Below are 25,663 nucleotides of genomic sequence, written 5' to 3' on the forward strand. Positions count from 1 at the left end.
GACTTTTATTAACCAAAATATATCTTTTAACTCCCTCGATTTTATAATTGAGGGAGTTTTTTGTTTAGAAACATCACTCGAGTAATACCTTTAAGTATAATTTATGATGAGTACGCTTTCGCGAAAGCGTAATATTCCTACAAATTTGCTATTTTCGAATTTCACAAAATATTTAAAATGAAAAAGTTACTTCTCGTGGCCACTTGTGTGTCACTATTTGCTTGTAAAGAATCTCAGCAAACCATTAAAGAACCGGCAAAGCCAAACTTCATAGACCTTACTACACTTGATGGAAAAGGTGAAAAATATCTCAAAAAATACATTAAAACCATCACCGAAGATGAGCTTAAAGAAATGCTCTATGTGTATGCGAGTGATGAGATGGAAGGTCGTAATACTGGAGACGCTGGGCAAAAAAAAGCGGTGGAATATTTAAGAAACTATTACAAAGACCAACAAATTGCTTCTGGAACAAAAGACGGCAACTATTTTCAAATAGTTCCTAAAGAATTTTTTAGAAAAAACAGCGGACTTAACGCATCAGAGAATGTGCTAGCGTTTATTGAAGGTTCGGAAAAGCCAGAAGAAGTGCTTGTAATCTCTGCCCACCTAGACCACGTAGGTATGGATAAAGACGGAAATGTGTACAATGGCGCCGATGATGATGGGTCCGGAACAGTAGCCATACTAGAAATCGCCGAGGCTTTTAAACAAGCGCAAAAAGACGGTGTAGGTCCTAAACGTTCCATCCTATTCCTACACGTAACTGGAGAGGAAAAAGGATTATACGGTTCACGTTATTATGCTGAGAATCCAGTATATCCCCTAGAAAACACCATCGCCGATTTGAATATTGATATGATCGGCCGTAATGATGATGATCATAAGGAGGATAATGATTACGTCTACCTCATTGGTTCTAGAATGCTGAGTCAAGATTTGCACGATGTGTCTGCGGCGATTAATAAGAAGTATTTTGATATGAACTTAGATTATCGTTTTGATGCTCCTAATGAACCAAATCGCTTTTACTACCGCTCTGACCACTATAACTTTGCAAAGAACGGAGTTCCTGTAATCTTCTATTTTAATGGAGTACACGAGGATTACCATAAGATTTCTGATACGCCAGATAAAATTAACTATCCGCTTCTTACTGAGCGTACAAGGTTGATTTTTGCAACGGCTTGGGAGCTAGCAAACCGTGCCGAACGTCCAGCAATGAATGGAACGGATGTAAAGACGGAGTAGTCTAGACGATAGTATTGTAATTAAAAAGCGCTGCTCAATTTGAGCAGCGCTTTTCGTTTTATGAAAAAAGTTGGATAATCTTAGTACATATTACGAAGTGCGGTAATATCGTTTCCGTTGAATTCTCCATCCTCGTTTGTAGAAAAACAAGCTTGCATTACAGATGTAACATCTCTTCCTGTAGGAGTTCCTGCGACATGAACCGCTCCGTCAGAACCAGAGCCTTCATTTCCTTGAGCTGATGGTGGACAACTTAAACGATCAAACCAATCTGAGTGGCGGAAGCCTACAGAGTGTCCTATTTCGTGTGTAATAACATGCTCGTTTACATTTGTCGAGAAGCCCTCTATACCATAGATCTGGACAAACTTATTAGGTCTACCTTGATTATCCGGAAAACCTGCAACTCCTCCTTGAGATCCAGGATTATTTGCGGTGTTGTCATACACAACCATATCCTTGTTTCCAAAGTTAGTTCCAAAAGTAAGATTAAATTGCAACGTCACTCCACTTAAACGGTTGTAGTTATTTACAGCCCAACGCAATGCGGTCTGCGCCTTATTAGATAAACCGAATTGATCATTACCCGTATATCCTATAATATCTATCGTACGGTTTGAACCAGTAACTAAGTTAAAAGTTCTATACTGCTTACTTAGATCCTCGGTAAAAGGCTGCATTTCCATCAATACTTCTTGTGCAACAGCAATATCATCTCCTATAAAAATACGGGGCTCCGATGTACCATCAGGAAAATGGAAATCCCTTATGGTTGCAGGGCGGTTATCCACTTCGAGATTTGCAATTTTGTCAAGAACTTCTTGATCTGTAACTAATTTAAATTCAGCAATAGCATCTTCTTGTACGATTGCTTCGTCTGCGTCACGTTCACAAGATGTAAACGTTACGGTCATCGCCGCTAGAGCGAGGACTCCTAGATTAAATTTTAACTTCATTGTTGTTAGTGTTAAAAGGTTAAATATTGAGTTTGTGTTGTGACAAATTTAACACATATTAACACACTATCGACATTAAGATTTGTTTTAGAGACAAATCGTTGCATTATTATCAAATAAATATCAATTTTTATGATTTATTGAGAATTCAAGAATTTTCTTACTACAACGTTTTCGTTCACAACTGAAACTTCTTGAAATCCAGCGGATTAAAGTTTTTAAAATGTCCGTTGAGTTGTATCAATTCTTTAGTCCGATTGACCGCTCTTACCGTCGGAATAACAGCATTTAGGTGTTCAATTAAATATTGATACCGGTCTGATTGTGAGGTAATTTTGAGGATTTCGTATTCTTGTTCTAGACTTAAACCCATCTTATGAGCGTACGTAAAAGCGTTTATTTCTTCAAATGGAAGCTCAGGAAGCTCTAAATCCAATAAACCATAAAAATACTTTAGAAGATCTATAAGCTTTGTTTTAGAAATATCAGAACCGTCAGTAACATAAGAAATAAAAGCCACATCTGCACCAGCATAAAGTTTGTCGCCTAGTACATTATAGAATCTGTCCATTTTAAAAACACGTTCTCCGCGACAAAGGATGTCACAGGCTCCAGTTTCATAACGTTTTACCACCTTCTCAAGACTGACCTCAGTCCCATAAAGCATCTCATTATTAATGTAAGCTGGTATACCGAAGGTAATTTTTTCACTCTCACAATCTTGTATAAGCTGTTGATACCGATCTTCAAAAATATGCAGCGCTAGAAGTTCTCCAGGAAAGCAAACGAGTTCTAAAGGAAACATGGGTAATGTAGCTGTAATCATAACTTTTTTAATTACAAATTACGAAATGTATGGCGGCACTTTGTAAACATTTGTTAAAAATTAAGGAATTTACAGCATTTGGTGGCTCCTAATTGCTTTCATTACGTTGTTCTCTATTAATTTAGTAGGCTTAATTATTAATTTAAAAGAAATAATGACAAATCAAGACCTTTTACAAGTGGTTCAAGAGTACGGTAGTCCCGTATATGTGTACAACGCTGAGAAAATTGAAGCTCAGTATAAACGCTTAACAGCTGCTTTTAAAAAGGTCAAACAGGTCAAGATAAACTATGCCGTTAAGGCATTGAGCAATATTGCGATTCTCCAGACAATGAAAAACCTAGGAGCAGGATTAGATACCGTTTCCATACAGGAAGTTAGACTAGGTCTGGCCGCTGGAGTAAAGCCAGAAAATATCATTTTTACTCCTAACGGTGTTTCTCTCTCCGAAATAGAACGCGTGGCCGCAATGGGCGTTCAGATAAACATTGATAACCTTTCTATTTTAGAACAGTTTGGGACAAAGCATCCAAAAACACCTGTCTGCATACGTATCAATCCGCACGTGATGGCGGGTGGGAATACAAATATTTCTGTGGGACATATTGATAGTAAATTTGGCATCAGCATCCACCAGATTCCGCATATCCTTCGTATTGTGGAAAATACGGGGATGAAAATAAACGGCGTGCATATGCACACGGGAAGCGATATTCTAGATATCGAAGTATTCCTTTATGCTTCGGAGATATTGTTTGATACGGCAAAGCATTTTGAAGATTTGGAATTCATAGACTTCGGTAGTGGGTTCAAGGTGCCGTATAAAGAAGGAGATATAGAGACGGATATTGAGGAGTTTGGTGAGAAATTGGGGGAACGTTTTAACGCTTTCGCGAAAGCGTACAAAAAACCATTAACCCTCGCCTTCGAACCGGGCAAATTTCTCGTAAGCGAGGCTGGGAAATTCCTAGCTAGCGTAAATGTGGTCAAACAGACGACCTCGACCGTTTTTGCGCAAATAGATAGCGGTTTTAATCACTTGATACGTCCGATGCTCTACGGAAGCCAGCACGAGATTCATAATATTTCAAATCCTGACGGAAAGCAACGATTTTATAGCGTGGTAGGTTACATCTGTGAGACGGACACCTTTGCAAACAACCGCCGTATTGCCGAAATAAGTGAAGAAGACATTCTTGCTTTTAGCAACGCTGGAGCCTACTGTTTCTCTATGGCTAGCAATTACAACAGCCGTTACCGTCCTGCAGAAGTGTTGTGGAAAAACGGGGAGTCACAACTCATCCGAAAGCGAGAAACCTTTGATGACTTAGTGCACAATCAGATTCCACTTAAAGAACTTCAATCTATAGAGGTATAAATTTAATTCCAATATTCAAGCCCGAATTATTAAAGCATCTAGCTCGAAATAATTCGGGTTTTGTAATTTACCATCTATGAAATACTGCTACTTTTTAGTTCTCACAATTTTGATTTCTTCTTGCTCCTCGCCTATTCAAGAGGTGATGAAAAGCGACCACCCTGCAATAAAACAAGTAGCCAAAAATCTGAAAAATCACGAAGTACAGATCATTTTTACTCAAATCGATAGTACTGATAATGGATCTATCGAATTTACAGATCACGCATTCCAAGTAAACGAAAAAGATTATTTCTATCCAGCAAGCACTGTAAAATTACCCGTTGCACTTCTGGCCGTTGAGAAACTCGCCACCGATTCCCTACTTCATCTGGATATCTTGTATAAATCTGAAAGAGATGACGAACTTCACAATGTTGCGGGAGATTTGTTACAAATTTTTGCAGTGAGCGATAATGAAGCCTATAACAGATTGTATGAATATATGGGAAGGGATTATATAAATGACCGCTTGCGCGAAAAAGGGCTCGCTCCCACCCGCATCGCGCACAGACTATCAACGAGTAATGCCGACGAAGCGCAAACAGCACAATTAAAATTCTTTCCGTCTTACGAAGGGGATATCGTACTAGAAGGAAATATAAAAGATGGATCTATAGCCAAAATCAAAGTCAAAAGAACCGAAAAAGGAGTTGGCTATATGAAAGACAGCCTACTCGTAAATGCACCAATGGATTTTTCCTCAAAAAACTATTTTCCGCTTGAAGCACAGCACGGAGTGATGCAGCGACTGTTTTTTCCAGAGCAGTTTAAGGAAGAAGAGCGTTTTCAGATACCATCAGAAGACTTGGTTCGTATTAAACAAATGATGCGTTCCGTACCGAGACAAGCGGGTTATGACGAGGTCGATTATTACGACAGTTACGTGAAGTTTTTTATGTACGGAGATACGAAAGAACGTATTCCGGAGCACATCAAGATGTATAATAAAGTGGGCTACGCGTACGGAACACTCACTGAAACAGCTTATATCGTCGATGAAAAGGAAAATGTGCAATTTCTTCTATCTGCCACCATACTTGTAAATGAAAACGGAATTTTTAATGACAATACCTACGAGTATGAAACTGTGGGTATACCGTTTCTCGCTCAATTAGGAAGGGAATTTCATCAGTACGCGATAGGAAATAAATAAGATGATGAGTAAGTGGGACCTATAAATCTCTAAAACAAAACACCCGATGCTCGCATCGGGTGTTTCAATAGGGTTCAATAGGTGATGTGATTACCCGTTTCTTCTTCGATTTCCGCCAGATTTTGATTTGTTATGTCCGCGATTTTCATTTCCTCCACGACCACTATTGGATTTTGGTCGAGAAGCACTTCTACCACCACGACGGTCTGGTCTTCCTGAGCCTTGTTGCTTTTTAGCCTCTTCTAGGCTTGCAAGTGTGTCTGTAGGCTCAAATCCGTCCACGGTTTCCTTTGGGATTTTCATATCGAGCAGGCGTTCGATTCCTCGCACGTAATCTTTCTCGTCCAGCCCAACAAGAGAAATAGCTTCCCCACTGGCTCCTGCCCGTCCTGTACGGCCTATGCGGTGCACATAATCTTCTGGTACATTTGGTAATTCATAATTAATAACATGTGGTAACAGAGGAATGTCGAGACCACGTGCAGCAATATCTGTAGCAACAAGTACACGGATGGAGCCTTTTTTAAAACCGCTCAAGGCTTTTGTTCTCGCATTCTGTGTTTTGTTCCCGTGAATGGCTGATGACGAGATTCCAGCTTTATCTAGTTTCTGACTCAATCTATTAGCACCGTGCTTGGTTCTTGTAAAAATTAACACTTGGTCCCAATCCCCTTCTTTTATCAATTGAATGGTGAGCGCAGTTTTTTTAGATTTATCTACGCGATACATCATATGATCTACCTTCTCTGCAGTGGTATTCTCTGGAGTTGCCTCTACAAGCACTGGGTTGTGAAGCAAGTCACGCGCAAAATTTTTGATTTCTCGAGAGAATGTTGCACTAAATAATAGATTTTGACGCTGTTTAGGTACAAGCGATAGTACTTTCTTTATATCTCTAAGGAAGCCCATATCGAGCATACGGTCTGCTTCATCGAGCACAAGAAACTCCACATCACTAAGTGATAGAAGTCGCTGATTTTCTAAATCCAGTAAGCGACCAGGCGTTGCGATAAGGATGTCTACACCTTGTCTGATAGTACGCACTTGCGGATTTTGATTTACCCCGCCAAAAATCACTGTACTTTTCAAGTCCAGGTACTCACTGTATTCTCTTACATTGTCGTAAACTTGAGCTGCAAGTTCGCGTGTAGGAGTAAGAATAAGGGCGCGTATTTTTCTCTTGCGCTGTGGTGATTCCTTTGCAAGTATTTGTAACATAGGCAGTGTAAAACCTGCCGTTTTCCCAGTTCCAGTTTGCGCTGAAGCCAGTACGTCTCTTCCTTCGAGTATTTTTGGTATTGCTTTTTCTTGTATGGGAGATGGGGTGGTATATCCTTTTTTGCTCACTGCTTTGAGCAAGGCTTCAGAAAGCCCTAATTTTTCAAATGACATAAAATGGTATTAGTAGACAACGCTATTTTATGTTGCCTTAAGAAGCGCAAAGATACCTTTTATTAATGGGGCGAGGGTCTTTTTTGACGAATGCTTTAACAGTAAAGATTTGTAGGGATTTTTGATGGTTCCGCTTTCGCGAACCTGCCTGCCGGCAGGCAGGAGCGTAAATCTTCAAAGGTAACTAGAAATAAAAACCCTATACACGAAAACGTTGTCATACAATTAGACCGCCTCTCTTAGCACTAGCCCGAAGAATACCATATCTTTGCACGCTTTAAAATAGCCCTAATGAAACCTATTTTCAACAACTTTACTGAGAACCCAAAAAATGATATCCTTTCTGGACTTACTGTGGCTCTAGCCTTAGTTCCAGAGGCAGTTGCTTTTGCATTTGTTGCGGGAATTGATCCACTTGTGGGTCTTTATGGTGCTTTTATGATGGGAATCGTAACAGCGCTTTTTGGTGGTCGTCCTGGTATGATATCTGGCGCCACGGGGGCTATGGCGGTTGTAATGGTTCATATGATTCAAAAGGGAAATGAAGTGGGCGATGCGCTCGCGACGCCCATTGAGAATCTTGGATTACAATGGTTGTTTATAACACTCCTCTTTGTGGGTGCCATCCAAATTACGGCTGGGATTTTCAAACTAGGTAAATTTGTTCGACTCATACCACATCCAGTGATGATGGGATTTGTAAACGGTCTCGCTATTGTTATTTTTCTCTCACAACTGGGCTTATTTCCTAATGTAGTTTCTACTGAAACGCCATTCTGGAACAACTTGGGAGGATGGTTTTCTGAGCTCTTCAGCAACGGGAACTTCTGGTTAATGCTAGCGTTTGTAGGACTTACGATGGCGATTATGTATTTCCTGCCTAAAATTACTACTAAAGTTCCCCCAGCGCTTGTAGCAATAATTGTGGTTGCTGCTATAGTAATCTTTGGCGGACTAGAATTAGGAACCGTAGGTTCTTTCATCAGAGAAGGCGGTGGTACTGGTCTCGAAGGTGGTCTTCCTACCTTCCAATTTCAGATATTTTCATTACTGGATACTTTAAATGGACACTGGGGATTAATTATCTCTACAGCGGGAATTCTGGCGGCAGTTGGTCTTATAGAATCCTTAATGACCCTTAATCTTGTAGATGACCTTACGGAAACGCGCGGAAGCGGTAACCGTGAATGTGTGGCTCAAGGAAGTGCAAATATCCTGAATGGTCTATTTGGCGGTATGGGTGGTTGCGCGATGATTGGGCAATCTATTATCAATGTAGAATCTGGTGGTCGTGGTAGGTTGTCTGGTGCAGTTGCAGCCGTAGCGCTTTTATGCTTCATTCTTTTTGCAGCTCCACTTATTGAGCAAATTCCTATTGCGGCGCTTGTGGGAGTTATGTTTATGGTAGTCATCGGAACTTTTGCGTGGTCTAGTTTTAGAATCATAAATAAAATTCCGCTCGCAGATGCATTTGTACTTATAGCCGTTTCGGCAATAACGGTATGGCAGGATTTAGCTGTTGCCGTAATCGCTGGTGTGATTATGAGTGCGTTGGTTTTTGCTTGGAAAAACGCTACGATGATTCGTGCCAGAAAAACGATAAAACCAGATGGGACTAAGGTTTACAGTATCTGGGGACCTTTATTCTTTGGTTCTATTCAGAATTTTAATTCAAAATTTGATGTGCGTACAGATCCAGATAAAGTAGAAATAGATTTTATTGAGTCCCGTGTAAACGATCACTCTGGAATCGAAGCGCTGCACAGTCTGGCCAATAAATATCTAGATGCAGGAAAGGAAATTAAGCTCACGCACCTTTCTCCAGAGTGCAAGGCGCTCTTGCTCAAGGCAAATCCGCGATTTGATACGGTTATCGAAACAGCGATAGATGATCCACGCTATCACGTTGTGACAGATTTAATGGATGCAGAGGTGTAGTTCAAAGTAAAAAAAGGTTCTCGGTATTTACTTCAAGAATCAATGTTTTGCTTTCGCGAAAGCGTTATGCTTCTACCTTATAAACCCAACTCCCGCAGTCGTATTTGATTGTGGGTCTATCAGAATAAATGCTCCTGTTGCCTTGTTCTTTACAAATGTATCGTTTAACAAAGGTTTACTTAGTTGAATTTCTACATCTCCTATTTCATTAAGGGAGAGGTAGTTTGCCTGATTATCTGTTCCAGAGAAATCAGGATGGATTTTATAGTCGATATTTTTTATGCGAGCCAGTACTTGTGCAGTTCCTTGCTGCACAAGGTAATTTGTACTGGGTTGTAACTTCTTATTATCCATCCAGCAAACGGTAGCGTGAAGCTGTCTGGTAGTTTGTGGCAGGGCAAGACCAGTAACGAGCACATCTCCCCTACTGATGTTAATATCATCTTCCAGCGTGAGCGTACAAGAGGTACCCGCTCCCGCCGATTCGAAAGAGTCTTGGTAAAACAGTATTTCTTTTACCTTACTGGACATACCAGATGGTAATACCGTTATAGCATCTCCCACACTAATATCGCCACCTTCGATCTTTCCTGCGTAACCCCGAAAATCGTGGTATTCATCTTGTTTAGGACGGATAACCGTTTGTACCGCAAAACGAAAATCATCTGAAGTTATATCGCTTTTAGGAGTGTATTCCTCCAGATATTCAAGAATCGTTTCTTCTTTATACCAAGGCATTGCCTGCGACGGTTGTACTACATTATCACCTTTGAGCGCACTAATGGGAATGAAAGTGATTTTTTGAGCATTGAAACTTTGATGCTCTGCCAAATCCAGAAAATCCTTTTTTATAGATTCAAAAACAGATCTATCATAATTTACAAGATCCATTTTATTTACCGCAACGATAACTTCTGGAACGCACAACAGGTCATTTATAAAGAAATGGCGATACGTTTGCTCCACTACTCCCTTCCTAGCATCAACGAGAATAATGGATGCCTGTGAAATAGATGCGCCAGTAACCATATTGCGTGTATATTCTATATGTCCAGGAGTATCTGCAATAATGTAACTTTTCTTTGCTGTAGAGAAATAGATATGTGCCACATCTATAGTAATTCCTTGCTCTCTTTCGGCAACTAGTCCATCTGTGGCAAGGGAAAAATCTAAGTAGTCGAACCCGTTTGCAATACTTTTGGCCTCAATCGCCTCTACCTTATCTGTCGTAAGAGATTTCGTATCGTACAACAAACGACCTATCAACGTGCTTTTACCGTCATCTACACTTCCTGCAGTTGCTATTTTTAAAACTTCCATAAATTCCTTCTTGTTATACTTTTGTTTTTTACGCTCCTGCCTGCCGGCAGGCAGGTTCGCGAAAGCGTAATTATTGCAATTACAGTATGCGTAGCTTGCCTTTTGAGATGTATATAAATGTCTCTCCTTAAAAATAACCTTGTTGCTTCCTTTTTTCCATAGCTGCTTCAGAACGCTTATCGTCTATGCGTGCACCACGCTCTGAAATGGTGGCGTCCTTAATTTCTTCAACCACCTTCTCGATAGTGTCTGCCTTAGAGAGTACAGCGGCGGTACAGGACATATCTCCCACAGTTCTAAAACGTACCGAACGCACCTCAACCGCTTCATCAGGGGCTCTAAAAACCACATCATCCTGAGCAGACCAAATCATACCGTCGCGCAAAAAGGTTTTTCTGTGATGGGCAAAGTAAATAGAAGGGATCTCAATTTTTTCCCGAGCAATATAGTTCCATACATCAAGTTCTGTCCAATTGCTTATAGGAAATACGCGAACATTCTGCCCTAGATCGATGCGACCATTAAGATAACTGAACAACTCAGGTCGCTGGTTGCGTTCATCCCATTGTCCAAAATCGTCGCGTACTGAAAAAATACGCTCCTTAGCACGCGCTTTCTCCTCATCCCGTCTCGCACCGCCTATGGCTGCGTCAAACTTAAACTCCTCTAATGCCTCAAGAAGCACCGTGGTCTGCAAGCTGTTGCGGCTGGCGTATTTTCCTTGTTCTTCGATAACCTTACCATCATTTATGGCATCCTGAACGTGCCGTACGATAAGTTGTACGCCAAGTTCTTTTACCAACGCATCTCTAAAAGCGATAGTCTCTGGAAAGTTATGTCCTGTATCAATGTGCAATAGCGGGAATGGGATTTTTGCAGGATGAAATGCTTTTTGAGCCAGTCGCACTAATGTGATGCTATCCTTCCCTCCAGAAAATAGGAGTACCGGCTTCTCAAACTGGGCAACAACTTCCCTGAAAATAAAAATCGCCTCGCTTTCTAGTGGATTCTGTTTGAGAATAGGTTGATTTATTCGAGTTATCTCTTGAACTTCTATAGTTGCCATAAATGTTATAGGTGTATACCGCACTCTCTATTTTCAAGTGCTTTTGTGGGGTCGTAATAGTTAAATTCGTTAGGTAACTGGTATTGCTCTAGATAGGTATCAAGCGCTTTGTCATCATAATGATAAAACGGACTTACCTTGAGCACTCCCTTTTTATCGGTACTAAAAATATCCAATGTATCACGCAATGCCGTTTGCCCTTTGCGGAGGTTCGTAAACCACACGTCTGGCTGAAAAGTTTGCATTGCTCTTTTAAAGGGTTCTAGTTTTACTTGTTCTGTAAATAATACGTGTTCTGGTGTATCTACTTCTGGAATACCTAGGGTAATATTACGGTGAGCTACCGTTTGCTTAGGTACAAATAATTGAATATTGAGACTAAGTGTATTAATCAATTCTTCTGCGTGCCTATAGGTATGTGCAGTATTGTACCCTGAGTCGCACCACAAGACCGGTATTTCTGGATGATTTTTTGTCACCAGATGTAAAATAGCAACCTCATAAGGCCTAAAGTTTGTTGTGATGACTGCGCGGTTTGCTTTCGCGAAAGCGTAAGAAACAACTTCCTCTGGCGATGCTTTCCTAAATTTCTCATTGAGATGGGCTATCTCTGTCGGTGTGTGTGCCTTCATAGTCATTATTTCCCCCATTGAATACGATTCCAAATGCGTTCGTGAAAAAAGTAGAGTAAGAGCTTGGTTACAAAATCTATAGAAGCGATGGAAGTCGCAAGCAACCATTCTCCTGTCAGTAAGTATGATACTAATAGCGTATCAATCGTACCGATGAGGCGCCAGCTTATAGCTTTGACAACACTTCTAAGAGGTTTTTCGTTAGAAATATCTGCCGTGTACCGCTTCTTATATCCCTTATTTGAAATGAGTATTTGGTCTAAAATCATACTATTCAATCGTTTAGTCTATTAGTCTATGGATTTAGTAGACTATTAGATCACAAAAAAAAGAAATATATATGACGCACCCAATTATTTATGAAGGTTTTTTGTTTTACGTAGGTCTATGAGGAAGATCAAAAATCCTTGTCCTCCATATACTGCTGTATCTTACGTTTCTCCCATTCCTTATTAAAAATAGGACTCCAGTTAAAGGTTTCTGAAGCGTGACCCGCAACTCCTAGCCCCCAACCTCCTATGGGAAATAAGGCCCAAGGAAATGAGGTAGACTGAACATTAAGGTAAATAAATATGGGAACAAAAAGGAGGTAAATAGCAAAGTGTACGTAAAAACCTTTCATTTTTTCTACCTGCTCTTTGGCCAATTTATATTTTTTATTCTCAATATAGGTTTCCTGTACAGCCTCCATAGGACTTTGCTTCGTGAGCATAGGAATACCCACGCTAAACTGTGTTTTACTTTCTAGTATCTCTACATTACGTTCGGTTAATAGCTGGTAGCGTTGCTTGATATTTTGTAACCCTACTCCACTACTCTTTTTTAGAATCTGTTTGGGCTGTAGGTTGTTTGACACGGTGAGCATTCCATCCTTTTCGGCTATTGTTATGAAAAGCTTTTTAGACGGTGTGACCATATTATGTTTTACAGCGTTCTCTAGTAATAACTGTAAAGAAAGTGGAACAACTTTGGCTTCTGGATTTGAGGCTTTTTCTGGGATTATGATTTCTATACTATCCTCAAAACGCATTTTAATAAGATTCATATACGTGCGCGCAAACGCAAGTTCCTCATCTACAGGGACGAGTTCTTTGCTTTTTTGTTCCAGTACGTAGCGATAAACTTTAGAAAGCGAGGTTGTAAACTTTTGCGCCTGTTGCGGGTTCTCCTCTATCAAGCTCGTAAGTACATTCAAGCTATTAAATAAAAAGTGTGGATCCAGCTGATTCTTAAGTGCATCAAACTTTGCCGAAGCAGTTCCCGCAATGATACGACTACGCTTTACTTTTTTGTCCTGTTTACTTTTCCAGTAAAAAACAGCATAATAAATGGCGGTAGCTACCACAGATATAGATAGTGATAAGTAATACTCGCTGATGCGCTCATTTTCTACAAACGCTGAGAATGTTCTATATCCAGGAACTACGATGAGTGTAAGGCGTAAAAAGAAAACCGTCACAATAGATGCCATTGCACCTAGAAAAAGTCCGAGAAGCACCTTATTTACCGTCCAGAAATTCTCATCATATCTGCCATAATATACCTTAAAAACGTAGGTGTTAACGAGATAGAGCGCTACGGAGAACATTTGGTTCTGATAAAAGAACTCCCAAGGGCTTTGTCCATACCAAGGATTCCCAAGTAAATACACCACTAGAGCGTGTACCACAAAGATGTTAAGCCCTAGTAGAAAAGCGTTTCTAAATTCTTTTAAAAAACCAGTCATTGCTTACTTGTTACATTTCTTTAAAACTTCGGCTACCCTTTCTGCTCCGTAAGAAGGGTGAAACTCAGTTTCTGGAGTAAAGGTAGTAAAGAGTTTTTCAGCACGGCGCACGTCGTCACAATAGGGCTCTATAGGTGTCCCAAAATAGCTCGCACTCCCCATATCCCACTCGGCTTTAGACAATACTAGCATTGGATTTTCTGGTTCCATTTGTACAGCTTTGTCATACAGTTGACCGACCGTTCCCGCATATTTCATTCCGTATTTCATCCCATCGTAGGCAATCCAAGCGGTATATAACTGTGCTTGCATTTGTAGCGCATATACATTTTCGCCAGCCTTGGTTTTCATCATATTTACATACTCCTGTGCTTTATCGAGTTGAGCTTTCAGTACAGCCTCATCTTTCATATCCCAACTTTTAAGTACTTGAATTTGCGCGACGTAATAATCTGGCAACCAATTGTCCTTTTCGGCAGTAGCGATGCGTTCAAAGAGGTTTGAGGCTTCGTCCAGTTTTTCGGCTTCCCACAGTTCGAAGGCCTTGCGCATTCCTTGTTCGTATTTGGATTGTGCCTGCATTCCTATTGAAAAAGTGATGGCGAGTAAAAGAGAGATTGATTTCATAATGGTTGTTTTTTGATAGTGTAAATATTGGGATTTGTACGCTTTCGCGAAAGCGGAACCTCCCCAACCGTCATTTATCACGACCGAATTGTAGTTTTCTTAGGAATTCTGGTTCTCCTGAGCCAATATGTAATAAATATAACGCCAAAAACTGTGGGTAGTAACCAACTCAATAGCGCCGGCAAGACATTATTGGTCACAAAGAATGCGGTAAAAGAGGCTATGTATGCTCCAGAAATTTTTCCAATATGTAAACGTATACTCTTCTTCCGAAGCATTTTTAAATCTCTGAAGGCTCTTAAGTCGATAGACGCATTAAAGATGGCAATTAAGCCAAACACTATAAGAATAGTTCCCATATTAGCCCCTCGAACAATAGAAGAAACTCCAAAAAATATCATTCCTAGACCAACTATGAACATTCCCCAAGAAAGTATTTTATCCCAAAGTAATTGCTCCTGTGACTTTATACGCTTAAATCGTAACGCCCGATATCCAGATAAAACCAAATAGAAACTGAATAAACCGACGACAAATAAAAATGGATTGACATGTCCCGGAATAAAGGATGCTACAACTCCCGATAAACTGGCAACGAGCATCCCATAATAAAAAATAATCCCTGACTTTTTATGCCAGCGCCCGCCCTTTCTTGCGATTACCGAGATAGTTCCCGCGAGAAGTGAAATGCTCCCAAAGAGCGCGTGTATAGAAATAAATATTGTAAAAAATTGGTCGATGGTCATTGCATTGTTTTCTACTCGCAATATAAAAAGGGAGTAGTCACTTAAAACACTATTTCTATCTCAGTTGCAGAAAAACAAGGCTGAACTTTATTATGGGACTACTTTTTAAATGGCAATATTTTCCAATATGAAATACACCTCCAGAGCCATTCCATAGGGCCATATTTAAAATATTGTAACCAAAGCGTACTTATTATTATTTGAAAAACAAAAACAATGAGAGCAATTAATAAGGTTTGATAAGGAGAGAATGTCTCATACTTTTCGAAGCCCAATGAAGAAAAGATAATTAACCCTATAAAGCTCTGTAATAAATAATTAGTAAGCGCCATCTTTCCCACCGCTTTAAGTGGTATAAAAAGATTAATCCATCGTTTGTATTGGCATAAATAAGCAATGACCCAAACGTAAAACAACCCCATTAAAGTATCACAAATTTGCATCAAGTAGATGAATACTTCCCGCCAAAAAGGGTCTTTCCAAATATCTAAATCCCAAAGAAAGAATAAGAAAAAGACACGATATAGATTGGAAACCAAAGCAATGAGGAGCACCGATTTCTTGATTTGGTTCACCTTAGAGCTTATTTCATAAAGCCAATCTTTCTTTCCTATTGCCAGTCCCAAAACAAACATTGCGAGCGCGATAGGCATAAGGAATACAAACAAAACGGTCACGTTACTTTTATACTCTTGTATTCTGAGTTTTATACCATCTATGTAACTACCGCCTCTTATTGTGTCCACAATATCTGTAGCACTATATGCAGATAGGTAACTTTCTGGCGTATATCCGGTAACGGACAAGAGCCACTCGAACAGCTGATTATAGAAAGGGAATATTAAAAGTAATAGCGCAAGCCAAAAAAGTCTCTTAGAAGACAATCGCACTAAAGCAAATGTCAAAACTCCTAAAACAGCATACAAATGAATGACGTCTCCAGACCATAAAAATAGGATATGAGCAACACCAAAAATGAAAAGCGCAAACATTCTTCTGTAGAAAAATGAGGGCGAAATTCCTTTGGATCTAATATTCCTGATCTGAATACTTATTCCTATACCGAAAAGCAAAGAGAAAATAGGAAAGAATTTATTGTAAAAGATTAACTGTTTGATGCGTACAGCTAGCTTATCCACCGTTCCTGTCCATTGCGCTCCAAAAGCGTCTTGATTCATAAAAACGCAATTCATAATCTCGACATTAACCATAAATATCCCGAAGATGGCAAAGCCACGTAGGATATCTAAAGTTTCAATGCGTTTATTGGGCTGTGTGGGTCTTGAAGAAAGATTATCTGTCATTATACTACTGCAATCACTTACGAAAGTAACTATTTTAGTACTTTTTATGTACCTTAAAGTTCGATGAGTAAGATGTCATAACATTAACCGACAGAAACTCACTAGCAAATCACCGTTTATGAAATCAAGTAAAATAAGTTTTCAAAATAATAAGGGACAATCCCTAGCCGCTCGCCTCGATTTACCAGCGGACCAGCATCCCCATAATTTTGCCATTTTTGCACATTGCTTTACTTGCACAAAGGACTTTTCTGCGGTGCGTAATGTAAGTCGGGCATTGGCCTCTCAGGGGTTTGGGGTGCTGCGTTTTGACTTTGCGGGCCTTGGTGATTCAGATGGAGATTTTGCAGACACTAATTTTTCCAGTAATGTAGAGGATTTAATAGCTGCGGCCGCTTTTTTGGCAAGGGACTACAAAGCTCCTTCCCTACTCGTAGGTCATTCTCTAGGAGGCGCGGCTGTGATATTTGCAGGTAAAAAAATCGATACGATTAAAGCGGTTGCTACCATAGGAGCTCCTAGTAATCCTGCACACGTAGAGAAACAACTAGGGTCACAATTAGAAAAAATAAGAAATGAAGGGCAAGCCGAAGTAACCCTTGCGGGACGTGATTTCACCTTCAAAAAGCAATTTATAGATGATCTCGAGGCTCAATCGTGTGCCGAAGCTGCCCACGACCTTGATAAAGCTTTGCTCATACTTCATTCCCCTCAGGATGCCACGGTATCGATTAAGAATGCTGAGGAAATCTACCACGCCGCAAAGCATCCTAAGAGTTTTGTAACTCTAGACGGCTCAGAACATTTACTTATTGATAAAGAAAACGCCTCATATGTGGGTAAAATAGTTGCTGGATGGGCTGCAAGATATATTCCTAGTCCAGAAGTGGAGGAAATTAAAACTACCCATCAAGTGGCAGCGAGTCTCGATGACGAAGACGGATTCACTACTCAGCTTAAGATGGGCAATCATTATATGCGAGCAGATGAGCCTGTTCGAGTAGGTGGTAACGATTACGGACCCACGCCTTATGAACTCGTGGCGGCTGGATTATCTGCTTGTACCGCTATGACCATACAGATGTATGCTAAGCGTAAAGGCTGGAAAATAGATAATGTAGAAGTTCATACGAGTTACTCAAAAACGTATGCAGCAGATTGCGAAGCTTGTGAAAATGATGAAAATGCAAAAATTGACACCTTTCATAGAGAGATAAAGCTTATCGCTGATCTAGATGAGAAACAACTCGCAAGAATTTTAGTAATTGCAGATAAATGTCCTGTACACAAGACACTTCATAGTGAGACGCAAATTCTTACGAAGCTCGTCTAGTTTTATCGAGACCAAAAAAAACCGCTACAAGAGCGGTTTTTTCTATTTTAATGCTAAATTTTCCTATCGGATAGATCTAGCTTTATCTATAAATGCAAAATAAGGTGCTGTGTCTCTTAACATACTATAGGCTGATATTTTATCCTTTACACGTCCACTAGCATCTAAGGCTAAAAGAGTTGGAAATGATTTTTCCTTATTATATTTTGCTTGAAGCGCCTTGTTTTTCTTCATCTGCGACTCGGAGATCACGTCAAGTCTAAAGGGCACATCTACTTCTAACAGAACAAAATCGTTAGATTGAGCTACAAATTCTTCACTCTGCCAGAAATCTTTCTTTAGCATTTTACAAGGTCCACACCAGTCGCTTCCTGTGAAGTACATTAATATGGGCTTTTTCTGTTTTTGCGCTGTCTTTTTTGCTTTTTCAAAATCTGTAAGCCATTCGGCTTCCTGCGATTGCACGCCAAAGGCTACAAATAGGAATAAGATTAGAGTAATTCGTTTCATTAGTTTCAAATTAGGGTTCTTGCAAAATATAAAACTCTTACGAAATAACAAGAATCTTGCCATTATATTGTCCATTTAAGTAAAGCAAGGGTGTCTTTTATAGTTCTAGAACAGCTGCTGCAGTACCTTTCCGCACTTTTTTAAAGCTTGCAAACATATCGTCATCTGCACGATACCCTACGGGCATAACGAGAACGGCATCTAGTCCCTTTTCTTCCAAGCCTAAGATCTCATTGTACCCCTCTGGAGAAAAGCCTTCCATCGGGCAAGCGTCTATTTTCTCTAGCGCACACACCGTTAAAAGATTACCCATTGCCAGATACGCCTGTTTTGTTGCCCATAATGCAATAGATTCAGGAGTATCGTTCTCAAATGTTTTAAGTAGGTAGTTTTTAAAGGGCGCAAGAATTTCCTCTGGAGTTTTTCTTATTTGTACTACGTTGTCAAAATAGGAGTTCACATAATCTGTTCCTATCTCACGCTCCCTGCAGAAAACGAGGACGTGTGATGCTTGTGCAATTTGCTCCTGATTCATTGAAACCGTTACAAGCGCACGCTGTATTTCTTTATTTTTTACAATAGCCAGTCTCACAGGTTGTAAACCAAAACTTGTTGCGGTAAGGTCAAAAGCTTCCTTTATTACCTCAATCTTCTCATCAGGGATAAGTCTTTGATTATCAAATTTTTTTGTGGCATAACGCCATTTTAGCGCTTCTATTACTTGCGTCATTGTTTCCTTTTTTTAACCTTGCAAAGGTACGATGCTCGTTATGGCTTTCATAACAGACAGTATCATAAATGCTGATACCAATTAATATGGAAGTTATAGAACAACGTAAAGCGGCAAGTGAGACACGTATTTTTAAAGCTGTTTTCCCTAATACTACGAACCACTACGACACGCTATTTGGCGGGACGGCGCTCCATATGATGGACGAAGCATCCTTTATTTGCGCAACACGCTTTAGTAGAAAACGTGTCGTAACTATCTCTACAGATAAAATTGATTTTACAAAACCCATCCCACAAGGTACTATTATTGAGCTCGTAGCCCGTGTAGAAAAAGTGGGAAGAACAAGTTGTGTGGTGCGTGTAGATATCTTTATGGAAGACATGTACAGTCTAGACCGCGAGACAGCTGTTACTGGCTATTTTACGTTTGTGGCTATAGATGAAGACAAAAAACCCATACCTATGTTAGATTAATTTGAAATGGCTGATCGACAACTATCCCATACAGACCACTCAAAACCGCATATATCAAAACAAATTATATTGATGTGTGATGGCGTTCAAAGTCCTGCCAATATAGGGTCATTATTTCGTCTAGGAGATGCTTTTGGCGTAGATGAAATAATTTTTGGAGGGGTACAGATAGACCTTTCGAGCAATAGACTGCGTAGGACGGCGCGCAATACGTATGAGGTTGTCCGCTTTCGCGAAAGCGAATACCTTACCACTACCCTTACTCAACTCCACAGCGAGGGATATTCTAGTATCGCTCTCGAGATTACACAAAACAGCATCCCAATAGACCAAATCAAAACAAAACCCAAAAAAGTGGTGCTCATCATAGGGAATGAGCGCAATGGCGTTTCTGAAGAACTCCTCAAACTCTCACAACATACTGCCCATATACCTATGTTAGGAAATAATAGCAGTATGAATGTGGCTCAGGCCGCTGCGATTGCTTTTTATGAATTGCGACGTAAATAAAACTATTATATTTGAATCGTGAATTCAAAAGCAATAGCTTACGGTATATTACGGGCGCTTGGCATCCTTGCTGGGATATTTTTTTTGCTATGGTTTCTATATGAAATACAGAGTGTCCTTGTTTATCTAGCCGTGGCAGCTGTGATTTCATTAATAGGTAGACCTATCACTATTTTCTTAAAGCGTAGGCTTAAAATGGGAGATACGTGGGCAGCGATAACTACTATACTCTTTGTATTTCTGTTTATTGCTGGAGTCCTTACGCTTTTTATTCCTGTGATTATAGATCAAAGCGCGCACCTCTCCAACATCGATTTTAATGAGGTGAAGGTAAGTATTGATAGGCTTTACGGAGAAATTGCCGAATATTTTGGGGTTAGTCGCACAACGATCATTAGGAGCGTCCAAGAATCCAATTTTATAAAGGATATTGACTTTGGCATTATACCGAGTTTCTTAAATGGGATCATTGGTAACCTAGGTGCTGCGCTTATTGGGATATTTTCTGTCATTTTTATTACGTTCTTTTTCCTAAAAGATAGCAGACTTTTAGTAAGCAGTATTCTCGTGTTTGCAAATCGTGGTAATGAGGGTAAATTTCTTAGAGTTTTTGAAAAAATTAAGTACCTGCTTTCCCGCTACTTTATCGGTTTATTATTGCAAGTATTTATAATGTTTGTTTTGTACTCCATTATTCTAAATTTCTTTAGTGTAGAAAATGCTTTTGCTGTGGCGCTTTTTTGTGCTACACTTAATCTTGTACCTTATTTAGGACCATTAGTAGGTGGTGGCGTAATGCTTTTACTGGCAACATCAAGTAATCTTGATGCCGATTTCCAAACGGTGATATTGCCCAACCTTATATACATATCTATATGCTACGGTTTTGCGCAGCTCATAGATAACTTTATATTACAACCCAAAATTTTTGGGAATAGTGTAAAATCTCATCCTCTGGAGGTTTTTCTTGCGATAATTATTGCGGGATTATTATTTGGTGTAATCGGAATGGTACTTGCAATTCCTACGTATACAGCTATTAAGGTTATCTCAAATGAGTTCTTAAGCGAATATAAAATTGTACAGAATCTAACGCGTGACCTGTGATTAACGAGGCATTATTTACAGATGAAGTCCAAGCTTATCTTGCAGCCCACGAGAGCACACCAATTTCTAGTTTTATCTTTAAAGGAAGTCCATTTTCTGAGATAACGATACAAGAACTAGCTCAGCAGCTCGAAGGAAAACGCCGGGCAAAAGAGAAACTTCCGCTTTGGTACGAAACCGATGGAATAATTTTCCCACCCAAACTTAACCTTGAGCAAACATCCTCTGCGCAAACGGCAACGTACAAAGCCAGTTTAATTACAGGTCAAACTTTAGTTGACGGTACAGGTGGTTTTGGAATAGATAGCTACTATTTCTCTCAAGTTGTTCCCGAGGTTATCCATGTAGAAATGAATGCCAAGTTATCCGCTTTCGCGAAAGCGAACTTCAAAACTCTAAAAGCCAAAAATATAACTTGTGTAGCAGGCGATTCCATTTCCTATTTCCAGAACACGGAGGATACCTACGACACTATTTTTTTAGATCCAGGAAGAAGAAACGACAACAAAGGCAAAGTCTTTATGCTCGCCGATTGTTTACCAAATGTTCCTGCATCATTGCTATTGTTGCTTTCTAAATGTAAGACCCTTTGGGTTAAAACTGCGCCTATGCTGGATATTGCCGCAGGGCTAAGAGAACTACACAATGTCACAGAAATTCATATCGTTGCGGTAAAAAACGAGGTTAAGGAATTGCTTTGGAAAATAGAGGGGAAAGTTTCACCTACTGGATTGCGGGTGCATTGTGTAAATTTAAATGAAAGATCGAGCGACCATATAACGATGAGTTATGAAGCTTTAATTCTTGCTAGTGCGACATATGGAAATGTGGCGAACTTTCTCTACGAGCCTATGGCAACGCTTATGAAAGCAGGCGCCTTTCAATGGGTTTCTGGTCATTTTAAGCTAGCCAAACTTCACGAGCATTCGCATCTCTATACTTCTAAAGACCTCGTAGAGTTTCCTGGTAGACGATTTAAGGTAATAGATGTGCTCCCTTTCTCAAAATCTTTGCGCAAGCACATAAAGTTTGCAAAGGCAAATGTGACAACGAGGAACTTTCCATTATCTGTAGAAGAAATTAGAAAACGTCTCAAAATAAAAGAGGGTGGTAAAGATTATTTGTTCTTTACCACCCTCGATAAAAACCATAAGGTTGTTATCGTATGTAAGAAAATTTAATTGAGAATTGTACCGTCTTCACGCATCTCAATATCCAAGTTTTTACCCTTTTGCTTAAATTCTATATCATAAAAGATTCCCTTGCTGTGGTGATCTACACGTTCTGCCTCAACAAAATCTTCATTTCCAAACTTTTCTTTTATTGTTCTTAAAACAGCCTCTGGTAAATTTTTCTTTTTTAAACTATTTTCTGTCTCAATCCAAGAGCCATCTGAGTTATAATCTGCTCTATATTTTTCTCCATCTATTTTAAAGTTTGCTTCCCAGCTTCCATTTGCATCTTGATGCCAGTCTGGATCATTCTCACCTGGATACTTGGCTTGAAAACTTTTTTTTACAGCCTCTGGTGCTTGTGCGTTACTTTTGTTCTGACAACTTATCAATCCTAGAATTAAAAAAGCTAGTAGTGTTACTTGATATTTCATGATATAAATTTAAAAAAAACCACATACGAAAATATGCGGTTTTAGGGTAATAATTATTTATTTCTGATTATTTCTTCTCCATTAATACATTATCGATTACATGCACAATTCCATTAGAAGCCTCAACGTTACCTAAAACTACTTGCGCCTTCTTTCCTCTAGAATCTTGAATCACGATTTGATCTCCATCCATCATTGCTGTAAGTTCACTTCCTTTTACAGTTTTGAAACTATACTTGCCATTAGCAGCTTTTATGGCACTAGATAATTTTTCTGCATTTATGGTTCCTTTTACAACGTGGTATTGTAAAATTCCAGTTAGCATTTCTTTATTTTCTGGCATTAATAGTGACTCTACGGTACCCTTTGGTAATTTTTCAAAAGCAGAATTAATCGGTGCAAATACAGTATAATTACCTGGCTCGCTTAACATGGCTGCTAAGTCTGCGGCTTTTACCGCAGCCACTAATGTAGATAAGTTATCATTACCCATTGCTTTAGCTGCAATACTGTTTGCGGTTGCTTCTGCCTTCATTTTCTTTTTATCTTCTTCTTCTTTCATAGCCATTTGAGCTTTCTCTTCGTCAGCTTTTTTCTGAGTTTCAAGTTTTATTTGCTCTTCTTTCTTCTTATCATCTCCACAGGCAGTAAATGCAAAGGCTCCTGCGAGTAGTAAGACAATAGGTAATTTTCTATATAGTTTCATAATTATAATTTTTAATAATTTATATGACGTAAAGTTAAAGATATGTGTTATTTACGATGAATTATATTACATAAGGTCTGGTTAAAAAATGGATATTTTTTATGATGAAAATAACATAACCACGACATACAAAGTAAAAAGCCACAATTTATGTTAAAATTGTGGCTTGAGCTCTTCTTACTGAGCTGATGTAGGTCAGTCTTTAGCTTTCGCGAAAGCGTAATATAGGCTCTACTATTTCAATGACTCCATATCAATTACAAATCGATATTTTACATCGGAGTCCTGTACACGTTTGTAAGCTTTATTAATGTTATCCATATCGATCATTTCTACATCACTCACGATATTGTGTTTTCCACAAAAATCTAACATTTGCTGCGTTTCTTTAATACCACCTATTAAAGAACCTGCAATATTCTTACGTCCCATTATAAGATTACCGCCATGCACTTCTGGAAGAGGTTCAATGGCTCCTACCATACACATCGTCCCATCAATAGTCAATAATTGTAAATACGGATTTACATCGTGGCTTACGGGAACTGTATTAAGGATGAAGTCAAAACTTCCTCTGTGTTTTTTCATAGCTTCATCATCCTTCGAAATTAATACACCGTCTGCTCCCAGTCGCTTCGCATCTTCCTTTTTAGACTCAGAAGTTGTAATCATAATAGTTTCTGCGCCCATTGCGTGAGAAAATTTGATTCCCATATGTCCGAGACCGCCTAGTCCAACGACTCCTACTTTCATACCTTCTTTAATATTCCAATGGTTTAGAGGGGAATATGTAGTAATACCAGCGCACAACAATGGTGCAACGGCTTTAATATCTAAATTTTCAGGAATACTCAGTACAAAATGCTCATCTACTGTAATTTGTTGAGAATATCCTCCAAAGGTATGTACACCTAAGTGTTTATCCTTTCCGTTGTAAGTACCGACCATTCCTTCTTGGCAAAATTGCTCCAAATCTTTTTTACAAGGATCACACTCACGACAAGAATCTACCATACATCCCACGCCTACTAGATCTCCTTTTTTAAAGTTCTTTACTTTATCTCCAACTTCTAATACTTCACCTATGATTTCGTGTCCAGGTACGACTGGATATTTAGAATTGCCCCAATCATTTTCTACTGTATGGATATCGCTATGACAAACACCACAATACGTAATTTTAATCTTTACATCTTTGGGCTGTGTATCACGACGCTCAATGGTCATCTCTTTAAGGGCGGCTCCTTTATCTTTTGCTCCGTATGCTTTTATTTCTGTGCTCATATTTTTTTTGGTTTCGATTAAAGGTAAGTACGCTTTCGCGAAAGCGTAGCTACTCACGCAACTTTGTAATTATTTTAACTTGAATCGTTAAGGGTATTAACTTTTTCTGGGACTTTCCTTAAGTCATTTTGCAAATAACGATCGGCATACACCCTAGTAAAATGTGCGCCGAAGAAGAGAATCAAACTACTATATGAAACCCATAGCATCACCAGAATAATTGACCCAGCAGCACCATAAGTAGATCCTGGTTCCATCTTATTAAAGTAAAGTGCTAGAAGATACTTGCCCATTACAAAAAGTAAAGAGGTCAATCCAGCACCCACGCGGACAGCTTTCCATCGCACACGGATACTAGGCAGGAACTTAAATAATGCCGCAAAAAGAACGTAAATAAAAATTAATGAGAGTAAAAAATCGATTACAAACATACTATCCAGCAACGCTTCTGGTAGAAATAAGGCGAGTCTGTTAGAAAACGTACTTAGCGCCGCTGTGAGAACAAAACTAATAAGTAGTAGAAATCCTAGAATTAAAATAAAACCAAATCCCTTTGCTCGACTCTTTAGTATCCCAATAATACCTTTAGGCCTTTTATCTTCGGGAATGTCCCAAATTACATCCAGTGCTTCCTGCAACTGATAAAAAACACCCGTAGCACCATATAAAAGAGTTCCTAAACCAACTATGGTTGTAAATAATGATGTCTCTTCATCCCCACGATCTACCATCATAAGGCGTATACTTTCGGCGGTTTGTTGTCCTAATGCCTTTGTAATTTCATCTAGAAGTTCCCCTTGCACGATATCCCTTCCCCATACGGCTCCTACTACATTTAAAATAATAACAATGAGCGCGGGCAATGATAGGATGGCATAGTAAGCTACAATGGCGCTCAATTTAAAAGGCTCGCTTTTATCCCAAGACTTGTAGGTGGATACCAAAAGTTTTGGAATATGCTTAATTTTGAACGTATCCTGTGCCTCAATATCTTCCATTAAAACCAAATTACAAAATTAGCATATTGGAAAAGTGATGCTAGCG

Annotated in this window: 26 protein-coding genes; 9 read left to right on the top strand and 17 right to left on the bottom strand. The window is 39.4% G+C overall.

The genetic code is table 11. The features are described from left to right. Window positions 1–177: 177 nt before the first annotated feature. Entirely contained in the window at window positions 178–1,251 is a 1,074-nt protein-coding gene (locus EAX61_RS07770; protein ID WP_121917113.1) for a M28 family metallopeptidase, read from the top strand. 80 nt (window positions 1,252–1,331) lie between these two features. Here EAX61_RS07770 and EAX61_RS07775 read toward each other — a convergent pair whose 3' ends face one another. Further along, window positions 1,332–2,207 carry a zinc-dependent metalloprotease gene (locus EAX61_RS07775; RefSeq protein WP_121917114.1) on the bottom strand — a complete coding sequence of 292 codons (876 nt, stop codon included), beginning with the start codon at window positions 2,205–2,207 and terminating at the stop codon, window positions 1,332–1,334. Between the two features lie 178 nt (window positions 2,208–2,385). Continuing rightward, window positions 2,386–3,033, bottom strand: coding sequence for an LON peptidase substrate-binding domain-containing protein (locus EAX61_RS07780; RefSeq protein WP_121917115.1), 648 nt, complete (start codon window positions 3,031–3,033; stop codon window positions 2,386–2,388). A gap of 154 nt (window positions 3,034–3,187) precedes the next feature. Here EAX61_RS07780 and lysA point away from each other — a divergent pair, with 154 nt between their 5' ends. Then, window positions 3,188–4,411: a diaminopimelate decarboxylase gene (gene lysA, locus EAX61_RS07785; protein WP_121917116.1), complete on the top strand. Its 1,224-nt coding sequence runs from the start codon at window positions 3,188–3,190 to the stop codon at window positions 4,409–4,411. Between the two features lie 76 nt (window positions 4,412–4,487). Beyond that, window positions 4,488–5,606 carry a serine hydrolase gene (locus tag EAX61_RS07790; protein WP_121917117.1) on the top strand — a complete coding sequence of 373 codons (1,119 nt, stop codon included), beginning with the start codon at window positions 4,488–4,490 and terminating at the stop codon, window positions 5,604–5,606. A 90-nt stretch (window positions 5,607–5,696) separates the two neighbouring features. Here the strand turns inward: EAX61_RS07790 and EAX61_RS07795 are convergent, their stop codons facing one another. After that, window positions 5,697–6,998 (bottom strand): DEAD/DEAH box helicase, encoded by a 1,302-nt coding sequence (locus tag EAX61_RS07795; RefSeq protein WP_121917118.1) that lies wholly within the window; start codon window positions 6,996–6,998, stop codon window positions 5,697–5,699. A gap of 291 nt (window positions 6,999–7,289) precedes the next feature. Between EAX61_RS07795 and EAX61_RS07800 the strand changes: the two genes are divergently transcribed. Continuing rightward, a complete protein-coding gene (locus EAX61_RS07800; RefSeq protein WP_121917119.1) occupies window positions 7,290–8,936 on the top strand; it encodes a SulP family inorganic anion transporter in 1,647 nt (548 codons plus the stop codon). Between the two features lie 72 nt (window positions 8,937–9,008). Here the strand turns inward: EAX61_RS07800 and EAX61_RS07805 are convergent, their stop codons facing one another. From EAX61_RS07805 to EAX61_RS07840, 8 genes are all read right to left on the bottom strand, one after another. After that, window positions 9,009–10,256, bottom strand: a complete 1,248-nt coding sequence (locus EAX61_RS07805) for a sulfate adenylyltransferase subunit 1 (RefSeq protein WP_121917120.1) — start codon at window positions 10,254–10,256, stop codon at window positions 9,009–9,011. A gap of 127 nt (window positions 10,257–10,383) precedes the next feature. Further along, a complete protein-coding gene (gene cysD / locus EAX61_RS07810) occupies window positions 10,384–11,322 on the bottom strand; it encodes a sulfate adenylyltransferase subunit CysD (RefSeq protein ID WP_121917121.1) in 939 nt (312 codons plus the stop codon). 5 nt (window positions 11,323–11,327) lie between these two features. Then, the gene (locus tag EAX61_RS07815) at window positions 11,328–11,954 is read right to left on the bottom strand and encodes a phosphoadenosine phosphosulfate reductase domain-containing protein (RefSeq protein WP_236642004.1); all 627 of its coding nucleotides are present in this window, start codon (window positions 11,952–11,954) and stop codon (window positions 11,328–11,330) included. A gap of 5 nt (window positions 11,955–11,959) precedes the next feature. Further along, the gene (locus tag EAX61_RS07820; protein WP_121917122.1) at window positions 11,960–12,223 is read right to left on the bottom strand and encodes a DUF2061 domain-containing protein; all 264 of its coding nucleotides are present in this window, start codon (window positions 12,221–12,223) and stop codon (window positions 11,960–11,962) included. Between the two features lie 128 nt (window positions 12,224–12,351). Beyond that, window positions 12,352–13,680: a histidine kinase gene (locus tag EAX61_RS07825; protein ID WP_121917123.1), complete on the bottom strand. Its 1,329-nt coding sequence runs from the start codon at window positions 13,678–13,680 to the stop codon at window positions 12,352–12,354. Window positions 13,681–13,683: 3 nt separating this feature from the next. Further along, window positions 13,684–14,307, bottom strand: coding sequence for a hypothetical protein (locus EAX61_RS07830; protein WP_121917124.1), 624 nt, complete (start codon window positions 14,305–14,307; stop codon window positions 13,684–13,686). Between the two features lie 77 nt (window positions 14,308–14,384). Next, window positions 14,385–15,053, bottom strand: a complete 669-nt coding sequence (locus tag EAX61_RS07835; RefSeq protein ID WP_121917125.1) for a DUF2306 domain-containing protein — start codon at window positions 15,051–15,053, stop codon at window positions 14,385–14,387. A gap of 98 nt (window positions 15,054–15,151) precedes the next feature. Then, window positions 15,152–16,357, bottom strand: a complete 1,206-nt coding sequence (locus EAX61_RS07840; RefSeq protein WP_121917126.1) for a DUF418 domain-containing protein — start codon at window positions 16,355–16,357, stop codon at window positions 15,152–15,154. 118 nt (window positions 16,358–16,475) lie between these two features. Here EAX61_RS07840 and EAX61_RS07845 point away from each other — a divergent pair, with 118 nt between their 5' ends. Next, complete coding sequence (locus EAX61_RS07845) at window positions 16,476–17,690, top strand: bifunctional alpha/beta hydrolase/OsmC family protein (RefSeq protein ID WP_121917127.1); 1,215 nt, start codon at window positions 16,476–16,478, stop codon at window positions 17,688–17,690. A 63-nt stretch (window positions 17,691–17,753) separates the two neighbouring features. Here the strand turns inward: EAX61_RS07845 and EAX61_RS07850 are convergent, their stop codons facing one another. Both EAX61_RS07850 and EAX61_RS07855 read right to left on the bottom strand, forming a co-directional pair. Beyond that, the gene (locus tag EAX61_RS07850; protein WP_121917128.1) at window positions 17,754–18,200 is read right to left on the bottom strand and encodes a thioredoxin family protein; all 447 of its coding nucleotides are present in this window, start codon (window positions 18,198–18,200) and stop codon (window positions 17,754–17,756) included. A gap of 97 nt (window positions 18,201–18,297) precedes the next feature. Next, on the bottom strand, window positions 18,298–18,930 hold the full coding sequence (locus EAX61_RS07855; RefSeq protein ID WP_121917129.1) for an NAD(P)H-dependent oxidoreductase: 633 nt from the start codon (window positions 18,928–18,930) through the stop codon (window positions 18,298–18,300). Between the two features lie 68 nt (window positions 18,931–18,998). Here EAX61_RS07855 and EAX61_RS07860 point away from each other — a divergent pair, with 68 nt between their 5' ends. From EAX61_RS07860 to EAX61_RS07875, 4 genes are read left to right on the top strand one after another with little or no spacing between them, the layout of a single operon-like run. Next, on the top strand, window positions 18,999–19,406 hold the full coding sequence (locus EAX61_RS07860) for an acyl-CoA thioesterase (protein WP_430641067.1): 408 nt from the start codon (window positions 18,999–19,001) through the stop codon (window positions 19,404–19,406). A 6-nt stretch (window positions 19,407–19,412) separates the two neighbouring features. Next, window positions 19,413–19,916 (top strand): TrmH family RNA methyltransferase, encoded by a 504-nt coding sequence (locus tag EAX61_RS07865; RefSeq protein WP_121917131.1) that lies wholly within the window; start codon window positions 19,413–19,415, stop codon window positions 19,914–19,916. Window positions 19,917–19,934: 18 nt separating this feature from the next. Then, complete coding sequence (locus tag EAX61_RS07870) at window positions 19,935–21,023, top strand: AI-2E family transporter (RefSeq protein ID WP_121917132.1); 1,089 nt, start codon at window positions 19,935–19,937, stop codon at window positions 21,021–21,023. Then, a complete protein-coding gene (locus tag EAX61_RS07875; RefSeq protein ID WP_121917133.1) occupies window positions 21,020–22,204 on the top strand; it encodes a class I SAM-dependent methyltransferase in 1,185 nt (394 codons plus the stop codon). Before EAX61_RS07870 ends, EAX61_RS07875 begins: the two co-directional genes overlap by 4 nt. Here the strand turns inward: EAX61_RS07875 and EAX61_RS07880 are convergent. The 4 genes from EAX61_RS07880 to EAX61_RS07895 form a co-directional block, all read right to left on the bottom strand. After that, entirely contained in the window at window positions 22,201–22,629 is a 429-nt protein-coding gene (locus tag EAX61_RS07880; RefSeq protein WP_121917134.1) for a PepSY-like domain-containing protein, read from the bottom strand. The genes EAX61_RS07875 and EAX61_RS07880 overlap by 4 nt on opposite strands. 67 nt (window positions 22,630–22,696) lie before the next feature. Further along, complete coding sequence (locus EAX61_RS07885; protein WP_121917135.1) at window positions 22,697–23,335, bottom strand: fasciclin domain-containing protein; 639 nt, start codon at window positions 23,333–23,335, stop codon at window positions 22,697–22,699. A gap of 234 nt (window positions 23,336–23,569) precedes the next feature. Next, window positions 23,570–24,619, bottom strand: coding sequence for an NAD(P)-dependent alcohol dehydrogenase (locus EAX61_RS07890; protein WP_121917136.1), 1,050 nt, complete (start codon window positions 24,617–24,619; stop codon window positions 23,570–23,572). A gap of 74 nt (window positions 24,620–24,693) precedes the next feature. Then, entirely contained in the window at window positions 24,694–25,617 is a 924-nt protein-coding gene (locus EAX61_RS07895) for a YihY/virulence factor BrkB family protein (RefSeq protein ID WP_121917137.1), read from the bottom strand. Window positions 25,618–25,663: the final 46 nt, after the last annotated feature.

Origin of the sequence: Dokdonia sinensis, assembly GCF_003688895.1 — a bacterium.
In the GTDB taxonomy this organism is placed as follows: domain Bacteria; phylum Bacteroidota; class Bacteroidia; order Flavobacteriales; family Flavobacteriaceae; genus Dokdonia; species Dokdonia sinensis.